The organism is Photobacterium lucens (assembly GCF_009873615.1).
GTDB classification, from domain to species: domain Bacteria; phylum Pseudomonadota; class Gammaproteobacteria; order Enterobacterales; family Vibrionaceae; genus Photobacterium; species Photobacterium lucens.
Map to the genome: position 1 here is coordinate 1 of NZ_SSMG01000285.1, position 9,520 is coordinate 9,520.

7 protein-coding genes are annotated in these 9,520 nt (G+C 43.1%); 1 reads left to right on the top strand and 6 read right to left on the bottom strand.

Features of this window, described 5'->3' with window-relative positions; translation table 11 throughout:
• Positions 1 to 181 precede the first annotated feature (181 nt).
• Positions 182 to 1,381, bottom strand: coding sequence for a mannose-6-phosphate isomerase, class I (manA, locus tag E5A76_RS12310; protein WP_161119110.1), 1,200 nt, complete (start codon positions 1,379 to 1,381; stop codon positions 182 to 184).
• A gap of 276 nt (positions 1,382 to 1,657) precedes the next feature.
• On the opposite strand from manA, the gene E5A76_RS12315 reads away from it, so the two are divergent.
• Complete coding sequence (locus E5A76_RS12315; RefSeq protein WP_060988989.1) at positions 1,658 to 2,524, top strand: AraC family transcriptional regulator; 867 nt, start codon at positions 1,658 to 1,660, stop codon at positions 2,522 to 2,524.
• On the opposite strand, the gene E5A76_RS12320 is transcribed toward E5A76_RS12315, so the two are convergent.
• From E5A76_RS12320 to E5A76_RS12340, 5 genes are all read right to left on the bottom strand, one after another.
• The gene (locus E5A76_RS12320) at positions 2,496 to 3,284 is read right to left on the bottom strand and encodes a PTS sugar transporter subunit IIA (protein ID WP_161119111.1); all 789 of its coding nucleotides are present in this window, start codon (positions 3,282 to 3,284) and stop codon (positions 2,496 to 2,498) included. The genes E5A76_RS12315 and E5A76_RS12320 overlap by 29 nt on opposite strands.
• A 12-nt stretch (positions 3,285 to 3,296) precedes the next feature.
• Entirely contained in the window at positions 3,297 to 3,608 is a 312-nt protein-coding gene (locus E5A76_RS12325; RefSeq protein WP_161119112.1) for a PTS fructose transporter subunit IIB, read from the bottom strand.
• A gap of 112 nt (positions 3,609 to 3,720) precedes the next feature.
• A complete protein-coding gene (rluF, locus tag E5A76_RS12330) occupies positions 3,721 to 4,830 on the bottom strand; it encodes a 23S rRNA pseudouridine(2604) synthase RluF (RefSeq protein ID WP_161119113.1) in 1,110 nt (369 codons plus the stop codon).
• 216 nt (positions 4,831 to 5,046) lie between these two features.
• The gene (locus E5A76_RS12335; RefSeq protein ID WP_161119114.1) at positions 5,047 to 8,181 is read right to left on the bottom strand and encodes a multidrug efflux RND transporter permease subunit; all 3,135 of its coding nucleotides are present in this window, start codon (positions 8,179 to 8,181) and stop codon (positions 5,047 to 5,049) included.
• Complete coding sequence (locus E5A76_RS12340; RefSeq protein ID WP_161119115.1) at positions 8,181 to 9,263, bottom strand: efflux RND transporter periplasmic adaptor subunit; 1,083 nt, start codon at positions 9,261 to 9,263, stop codon at positions 8,181 to 8,183. Before E5A76_RS12340 ends, E5A76_RS12335 begins: the two co-directional genes overlap by 1 nt.
• Positions 9,264 to 9,520: the final 257 nt, after the last annotated feature.

The window sequence follows — 9,520 nt, forward strand, 5'->3', positions numbered from 1 at the left end:
ATAAAATCAGTTTAATGAAAGGAATAAATTGAAATTCAAATAATTTTTCAATCACTGTAAATATCACGCATTGACATTAGCTATAACGCAGAATTTTAGTGAGTTACTTCACACTAACCGATACGAAAAAAGCGACAGAAGAATCTGTCGCTTTCGATAAAGGTTAATGATTTAACAGAGCTTAGTTATAAGCACGAGCAAAACTGCCAGTACAAGTTACTTGGTACTGCTCAGCGTAAGCTGGAATAAAAACAGACTGACCTTTATCAATCACAACTGTATCGCCATTGCTATGTGTTAGCGTTACTGGCGCATCAATAGCGAAGATAATTTCAGCGCTATTCACAGCAAGAGTAATATTCTCTACTTGCTTATAAACACTGAACTTAAAATCAGGCACTGGAATGGCGTAGTGTGAACCATTTTCAGCTTTAGTCGGTGCTAATAGCAGTGAATCAAATGCCATTGGTGTAAAGTAGGTATTAGCGACTAGCTCTGGCACATCCATGTATTTAGGTGTTAAACCTGCACGCAATACATTGTCAGAGTTCGCCATGATCTCTAACCCCGTACCTTTAATGTAAGCATGTGGCGTACAGGCACTCAAAAACATCGCCTCACCCGGTTGAAGGGTTAATACATTTAGCATCAATGGCGCAAATAAACCGATATCACCTGGGTATTGCTCAGCTAAATCTAGTAATAAAGCAAACAATGGCTGATCGTTATGTGCTTCACTGTAAGCCAATAATGCGTTTACCGCTGATGCTTTTTGCTCACCTTCTAGCGATAACATCGCAGCAAAGAAATCACGTAAACCCGCTTGCGTTTGATTAGCATTAAATGCTGCCACTAACTCGCTGATAGCGGGAATTTCAAGTGCATTGAACTGCGTTGCAATCTCGTCGATTTGACGGAAACCATTCATCGCTTGGTAAGGTGTTAACGCAAATACCAACTCAGGCTTGTGGTTGGGATCTTTGTAATTACGGTTTGCCGCATTACGTGCAATGCCCATTTGCTCTTCTTTAGCAAAGCCTACTTCAGCTTGCTGCTTATTTGGGTGTACCTGAATCGACAATGCGTTTTCAGCCGCTAGCACTTTAAATAAATACGGCAGTTCACCAAATTGTAGCTGGGTGTGCGCACCAATGATCGCATCAGGATCTGTTGCAATAAAATCAGATAGCTTTACCGCTTCGCCTTGAACTTCAATTTCAGAGCAACCATTCGCATGAGCGCCCATCCACAATTCTGCCTGTGGTTTCGCTTCAGGGTTCGCAATACCAAACAAAGCTTCAATCGAGGTTTTACTTCCCCATGCATAATCTTGGATCACGTTATTCATTTTAAAAAACATAGAGCGGTGAGTACCAGCCATGATTCATTCCTAAATTTATTATCGTTGTGCGTCGATGAAATAGTATTCCACTTAGCAAATCAAAGAATTACAAAGAGGAATACCATTTAAACCAGTGTAAATGTTACATAAGTCAAAAAGTGGAACATCCATCAAGGTCACAAGACACCCTTATTCGATACAATCCATTAGTTGATTCATGTTTTACAATATATTGCGCTGCACTATAACAAAAACAACCGCAAAGATTCATTCCTAACTCACAATCCTTACAACTCAGGTTTATTGGCGGCAATAATGGATACTGTATTTCTTAATCTAATCGACTCTATTCTCGAAGAGCGAGAGAGCTTCAACCATATTTGGTTTGCCAACGATCACACCACACCGCCGCAATTTAGCTACCAAGTAAACTTCCCTCGTCTTGAACTGGTGCTTAAAGGCGAATATGTAAACCAATTAGAAGACGGCGAGCATGGGATTTGTGACGTTAATCTAATGCTAGGTGATGCACTGTATATTCCACCTAACTGCTGGAATAAACCCAATTGGGAAACCGAATGCTCCGTACTGAGCTTGCTGTTTGGTAAACGGCAAATTGGCTTTAGCTTGGTCAGTAAAAGTAAAGATAACCCGAACTTCTTCGATGTGCAGAAATACTCAATTCAAGCTGCAACCGGGCATGCGATTGATCCGATTTTATCGGCATTGAATATGCTGGCAAAAGAGCCAACCAAAAAGCCAATGGATGAACATCTGCTATTGGCGCTGCTTAGCTATAGCCGCTCTATGCTCAATACCCCAGATCGAGTTAAAAAGAACCGTTGTGAAGATCTCTATCAAGGGATTTGTATTTATATTCAAGAAAACTTTCACCGCGCGATTAGCCGTGAATCCATCGCTCATCGCTTTAACATTACCCCGAATCATCTTTCACGCTTATTCAGACAACAAGGGCACATGCGACTGGCTGATTACATCTGTTGGGTACGGTTAGAGCGCGCAAAGTTCATGCTTAAAAAATACAATTTTCGATTAGCGGAAGTGGCAACCCGATGTGGGTTTCAAGATATGAATTACTTCTGTCGAGTATTTAAAAACAAAACAGGCCGAACACCGACAGAGTACCGCAGCCTTAATCAGACGCTAGCATCGCCTCAATGATCAGCGCTTGTAACACATGACTATCAGACGCTTGGCGCAACGCTTGTGCATAAGGCTCTTGAAGTAGTTGCTTGGAGAACCGAGAAAATGCCATCAACACACAACGTGGCGAAGGCTTAGGTAATACCATCATCAATACTTTGCTGATATTACCTCTCGGACTCTGCCAATCCATTTCCTGACAACAACTTGTTACCATTGCAGGTTGCAAAATAGGCTCTGTCATCACATGGGGCATAGCAATACCCTCTGCCATCACCGTTGCTGAAATACTTTCACGCTTTTCTATCGCCGATAATACAGTTTGATAATCATCAGTTTTGATCACCTTTTCATCCACCAGCGAGCGTGTCAACGTGGCTAACAATGCTGCTTTATTTTGAACGGTTTGAGCTTGTTTAGCCGTGATAAAAGAAAGAGGAAAATCCAGCAATGCCATGCGCTGTTTTAAAATGGCATTGCCTTTACTGTCGCTCGATGACAACAATAACGGACACGCATATTCGTGAATAAAATCAGTCAGCACTAATAAGGCCAACTCAGCATCTGCGCCTGTAATAATGAGCTGACACAATTGATAAGGTTTACTGGCAAGGGTTGATACCCGAAGTGGCTTTGTTACGGATTCTGCACGTAATAGCTGCAAGTTAAACACGTGAACATCAGAGGAAAAATAACCAGCGAGCTTTTTCAATTTATCTAACTGAAAAAGAGTTAAGCCCGTTTCCCCGCAATAGAAAGTAAGACGTCTTTCTAACATCTTGATGCCCTGCTATTGGGAAATTAATTGCTGGCAGCGTTTAAGTACCGCTTCTGGATCAACCAATACTTCTTCAATAGTCACACAGTGGATCTTACTGCCTGTAAAACGGCTACGTTGCTCCACTTCAATATCTGAAGCAATCAAGGTTAAATCCGCTTTGGCAATGTCTTGCATGGTTAGCTGATCTTCGATGCCCATTGCACCTTGGGTTTCCACTTGGATCTGAATTCCCATTTTATGTGCTGTTTTATTTAGTGCATCTGCTGCCATGTAAGTATGGGCGATCCCCGTTGGACACGCCGTTACTGCTACAATTTTCATTCTATTTCCTTATTACGCATCGAATCACGTACAAACAAAAACGCCCTTTCAGCTATTCACACTTTTGAAAGCGTATAAAAAACTAAAGGGCGCTATTTTCATTTAAAAAGCATTAATCTTCTTTCTTAGATTTCCACTTCTTAATACCTGTACTTTTACCGCCAAAGCTTGGTTTTGAATCACGACCTGTATTACGTGAAGGGCGAGAATCTTGGCGACGATTGTCATTACGACCTTGACCATTACGTTGACCATTACGTTGACCACGTTGTTGACGACCTTCACCACCCTCTTCGTTACGACGATTCTGACGCTGACCACCCGGACGACGAGTGAATTCACCTGTACCGCTGTAGGTTTTGAATTTCTTCTCTTGTGCGCGTTTTTCGTTGCGAGCTTCTTGTTGGCGATGATCATACAGCTTAGCATCGGTGGCTTTTTCAATCTTACGACCTTCACCATCAACTTTTGATGCTTCTTCTGTACCACTTGATTGAGAAATTAATTGATGAATTTCCGCAATTTCATCATCGGTTAAGTAACGCCACTTACCGTTTGGTAGACCATCAATCGTGATGTTCATGATGCGCACACGGCGAAGCTTGTAAACTTCATAACCTAACGCTTCACACATACGACGGATCTGACGGTTCAAACCTTGCGTCAACACAATACGGAAAGAGAAGTTCGTTTCTTTGGTAACCTTACAAGGCAGAGTAACTGTATCTAAGATCTCAACACCTGATGCCATTTTCTCTAAGAACTCAGGGGTGATCACTTTATCAACACGTACAACGTATTCTTTTTCGTGAGAGTTACCTGCACGTAAGATCTTATTAACGATATCACCATCGTTGGTTAAGAAAATCAGACCGTCTGAAGGTTTATCTAAACGACCAATCGGGAAAATACGCTTACGGTGACCAATAAAATCAACGATGTTACCTTCGATATGACGCTCAGTAGTACAGGTGATCCCTGTTGGCTTATTTAGTGCAATGTAGATTGGTCGCTCTTTGCTACGCAGTGGCTTATCATCAATAAGTACGTCGTCGCTGTCTATTACACGTACGCCCATCTCTGGCTTTTTACCATTAATAGTGACGCGTCCCTGATCAATCAGCTTGTCCGCCTCACGGCGTGAGCAATAGCCTGTATCACTAATGAATTTATTTAGTCGAACCCCTTGTGGGCTCTGCTGTTGCGTTGGATTCTGTGACATGGTTTTCTTCTATAAAGGGCTTTAGGACGATCAGGGTAATAAACTTCCTAATGGCAGTTTGATTACTCGACTGTTATCTAGGCTGAAGTTTAACTGATTGCTCAGTAAAGAGGTAGTCGCAGCACCTTGCAAGCCATAAAAAGACCGTTGAGAAGCCAAAAGAAAAGGCGATAAGTCTCCCTATCGCCTTTCGTCCTTCAAGTCTGTGTTTGCGGTTTAATGATCTTGCTTAGGCAGATCACCGTGACTCATACGACCGATATAATCATGTTGCAGCTCTTTTTCTAATAAGCTTTCAACATAACCCGGTGATTTGGTATTACCCGCCATTAAACGATACATGGCCGGAATAACAAACAAGGTCACTAAGGTCGCGAACGCCATACCAAAAAACACCACAGTACCTACAGAAATACGACTTTCTGCGCCAGCACCGGTTGAGATGATCAACGGAATAGCACCAAACAAGGTGGTAAATGCCGTCATCAGAATTGGGCGTAAACGTCGAACAGACGCATCAACGATCGCTTGTTCAAACTCAACGCCTTTGTCACGCAGTTGGTTAGCAAATTCGACTATCAAAATACCGTTCTTGGTTACCATACCAATCAACATGATCATACCAATTTGACTATAGATATTGAGCCCTTGGCCCATTAACCACAAACCAGCCAAGCCACCAAAGATCCCCATTGGAACCGTTAGCATCACTACCAATGGGTTCACAAAGCTTTCAAACTGTGCTGCCAATACTAAGTAAGCCACCAGCAATGCCAAACCAAACACCAAGGCAATGCTACTTTGGTTTTCTCTGAAATCTTTCGACTCACCGGCATAGTTAATCGTGATATCTGATGGCAGTTTTTCGATCGCTTGTTGATCTAAGAAATCTAACGCTTCACCTAAGGTGTAACCTGCCGACAGATTCGCTTTTAAAGTGATCGATTTCTGCTTTTGGTTATGACTAAGTTTCTGCGCTGAAGCCACTTCATCAATCGAAGCCACAGTATCTAGCGTGACAAGCTGACCGTTTTTCGCCCTCAGATAAATCTGGCTTAAATCAGCTGAGCTGTTAAAGCGATTTTCGTCACCACGTAGGTAAACATCATATTCTTCACCACGTTCTACAAAGGTAGTTTCACTACGACCGCCCAGCATCACTTCCAGCGTTTCTGCTATATCTGAAACAGGAATACCTAAGTCCGCTGCACGCTGGCGATCAATATTCACCATAAGTTCTGGCGTGGTTTCGGCGTAATCGAGATCCACACCTTCCATCATTGGGCTATCTTCTGCGATGTGTTTAAGCTCCGATGCCCATTTATAAAGCTCTTGGTAATCTGAACCGCCTAACACAAATTGCACCGCTTCCGATGAACCACCTCTAAAGCCCGGCATAATTGGAATTACACGCACATCAGGAATACCCGTTAATGCCTTACTTACCATCCCCAACGCTTGCTGCGCTGACACAGAGCGATCTTGCCAATCTTCTAACTGCATGATCACAAAGCCAGTTTGATCCCCAGCTCGACCACCAAACGCAGGTGATTGAATACTGACTGATTTCAATACGCCTTTACCTAACATTGGCAACAATCGGCTTTCCACTTCATCCATATTGCCGATCATACGGTTATAACTGGTGCCTTCAGCGCCTTTCACAAAGACAAATAACACCCCACGATCTTCTTGTGGCGCCAATTGGGCAGGGATCACTTTCATTAAACCAACACTTGAGCCAATACACGCTAATACAACAATCGGTGCAATAAAGCGTTTTTTAACAGCAAACGTAACACCCTTGCGATAGACATTTTCAAGCTTATCAAACTGGCGATTCACCCATAGATTAAAGCGGGTTGGCTTTACATTGGCTTTTAAGATTTTACTGCCCATCACTGGCGTTAACGTTAACGCAATTAATGATGAAAAAATCACCGCCATCGCAAGTAGCACTGAGAACTCAGTAAATAAACGCCCTACCATGCCTTCCATAAAGGAGATCGGCAAGAACACCATCACCAATACGGCAGTCGTTGCAATCACCGCAAAGCCTACTTCACGAGTCCCTTTGTAAGCAGCAAGTAAAGGTGATTCGCCACGTTGCATGTGATGGAAAATATTTTCAACCACCACAATGGCATCATCGACTACCAGACCAATCGCTAGAATCAGCGCCATTAACGTCAGTAAGTTGATTGAAAAGCCAAAGAAATATGCGGTAATAAAAGCTGAAATTAACGATACTGGAACCGTCACCGCTGGAATTAAGGTCGCACGGGCTTGTCCAATAAAGACATACAGCACCAAAATAACCAAGGCACCAGTAACTAATAAGGTGCTGTACACTTCGCTGATTGAGCGTTCAATAAACACCGTTGCATCGTAATCCACCGTTAACGACGTACCCGCAGGCAAGAACTTCTGCATTCTCGCAACTTCGGCACGCACATCTTTTGCCACCTCTAAGGGATTAGCATCCGACATGGTGACAATGCCTAAACTCAGGTTAACAACACCATTACTCTTAAAGGTTGAGTTTTCATTCTCCGCACCAACGGCAACATCAGCGACATCTTTTAAGTAGATCGGTGTGCCATTTTCTGTTGTGCGTACAACCAAGTATTTAAAATCGTTAGCATCACGGTATAAACGCGCCGTCCTAACTGCCATCACGGTTTGATCGTTACGTACTTCACCACCTGGTAATTCAACGTTTTCATCACGCAGTGCATCAATGATGTCTTTGGTAGTAACGCCTCGACCCACCATTAATTCAGGTTTGAGCTTAACGTACATCACCTTATAAAGGCCGCCACTCAAGTTCACCGAACTAACGCCGTTGATCAAACTAAAGCGATCTTCAAGCACACGTTGAGCGTAATCCGTTAGCTGAGTACGATCCATTTCAGACGAAGACAAGTTGATATAAACCGCAGGCTCACCGGAACCGTTATCTTTCGATACCACAGGATCGTTAGCATCATCAGGTAAACGACGCTGAGCACGAGCGACCGCATCACGGACATCACTAACACCTTCGGTCAGATCCCAATCCATCGAAAATTCAATCGAGATCCGAGACATACCGTTACGTGTGATTGAAGTGATATTGTCGATCCCACTGATCCCCGATAATTCATCTTCAATCGGGGTCGTCACTTGGCTTTCCATTACCGTCGCTGAGGTACCTGGATAGGTGGTCATCACCGTTACCACAGGGCTTTCTACATCTGGCATTTCACGAATCGCCAATTTAGAGAAAGACACTACACCAAACACACAAAGTAATAAGCTCAGTACAATCGCAACAACCGGGCGTTTTACTGAAACATCAGATAACCACATCAGCTATCCACTCCCTGTTGTGCGCTTTGCTTTGGCGTAATATCAGAGACTTTAATGCCATCACGCATATTCACTAAGCCCTGCACCACAATGCGATCGCCAATATCGGCACCTTTGTTAATCACAACGGTATTATCAATACGAGCACCTAATTGAACCTCGGTGCGGTGTACCTTCTCTTTATCATCAACAAGGTAGATAAAACGCTTAGTACCTGAGTATTCAATCGCTTGAACAGGGATCACCGCTTGAGGACGAGGAATAAAGCCAACATCAGCCGCCAGTAACATACCCGGCTTTAACGCATTATCTTTATTCTCAAACACCACACGGACTTTGATATTTAAAGAATCAGTTTGAACCCGAGAATCAATCGCGGTGACTTCACCATTAAACACGCGATCAGGCCATGCTTGACTGGTTGCGGTCACTTTCATACCTACCGCAAGGTGAGATAAATATTGCTCTGGCACCTGAATATCTAATTTCATCGAAGACAGATCATCAAATGTCAGCAGTTCTGCACCTTCTGCTACTCTATGACCCTGACTAAAATCGAATAAACCAACAGTGCCGTTAAAAGGAGCTTTAATAACATGATCGTTTAATTCAGCGCGGGCAGCTTTCAAACGCGCTTGGGCAATATTGACACTCGCGGTTTGTGCATCGATTTCAGTTTGTGTGATCGCACCACGTTTCACTAAGCGTTTAAATTCATTTAATTTACGTTGTTCGTCATTGAAATAGGCTAGAGCTTCATCGTAAGCCGCTTTAGCTTTTTCATTATCCAGTTGGATCAGCACGGCTCCTTTCTCAACTAGCTGATTTGGTTCTACATTAATTTTTGTTATTTGAGCTGATGCTTCCGCTGCAATGTTGACAGAGTGCTCTGCTTGTAGTTTACCGGTTAAAGAAAGAGATTGAGCGATACTCACAGAAGATACCGTTCCCGTCGTTACACTAACAACACGACTCGAACGCGCTCCTTTGCTTTCTTGCGCAGCATGAGACGTTCCCTGAAAGTAGAAGTAACCACCAGATAACACTGCAGCAACCACGACTGCCACGACCATTTTTTTCATTGTCAAAACACCGTAAAAAATCCTGCCGCAATAATATCTGAATCTTGCTTTTAACAACGTCAAGAAATGTAAATTTAAGCAAGAATTCGTAATATGATGAAAATTCAGCCAAACACACAATATTTAAAAGAAAAGTCTTTACAGGATCGGAATGTTTGCTATTATCCGCCCCGCACTTGTGGTGGGGTTCCCGAGTGGCCAAAGGGAGCAGATTGTAAATCTGCCGGCACTGCCTTCGAAGGTTCGAATCCTTCCCC

What these genes read in the sequence shown, in the direction of transcription:
- manA (WP_161119110.1), bottom strand. Translation starts at nt 1,381, where the DNA reads ATGGCTGGTACTCACCGCTCTATGTTTTTTAAAATGAATAACGTGATC.
- E5A76_RS12315 (WP_060988989.1), top strand. Translation starts at nt 1,658, where the DNA reads ATGGATACTGTATTTCTTAATCTAATCGACTCTATTCTCGAAGAGCGA.
- E5A76_RS12320 (WP_161119111.1), bottom strand. Translation starts at nt 3,284, where the DNA reads ATGTTAGAAAGACGTCTTACTTTCTATTGCGGGGAAACGGGCTTAACT.
- E5A76_RS12325 (WP_161119112.1), bottom strand. Translation starts at nt 3,608, where the DNA reads ATGAAAATTGTAGCAGTAACGGCGTGTCCAACGGGGATCGCCCATACT.
- rluF (WP_161119113.1), bottom strand. Translation starts at nt 4,830, where the DNA reads ATGTCACAGAATCCAACGCAACAGCAGAGCCCACAAGGGGTTCGACTA.
- E5A76_RS12335 (WP_161119114.1), bottom strand. Translation starts at nt 8,181, where the DNA reads ATGTGGTTATCTGATGTTTCAGTAAAACGCCCGGTTGTTGCGATTGTA.
- E5A76_RS12340 (WP_161119115.1), bottom strand. Translation starts at nt 9,263, where the DNA reads ATGAAAAAAATGGTCGTGGCAGTCGTGGTTGCTGCAGTGTTATCTGGT.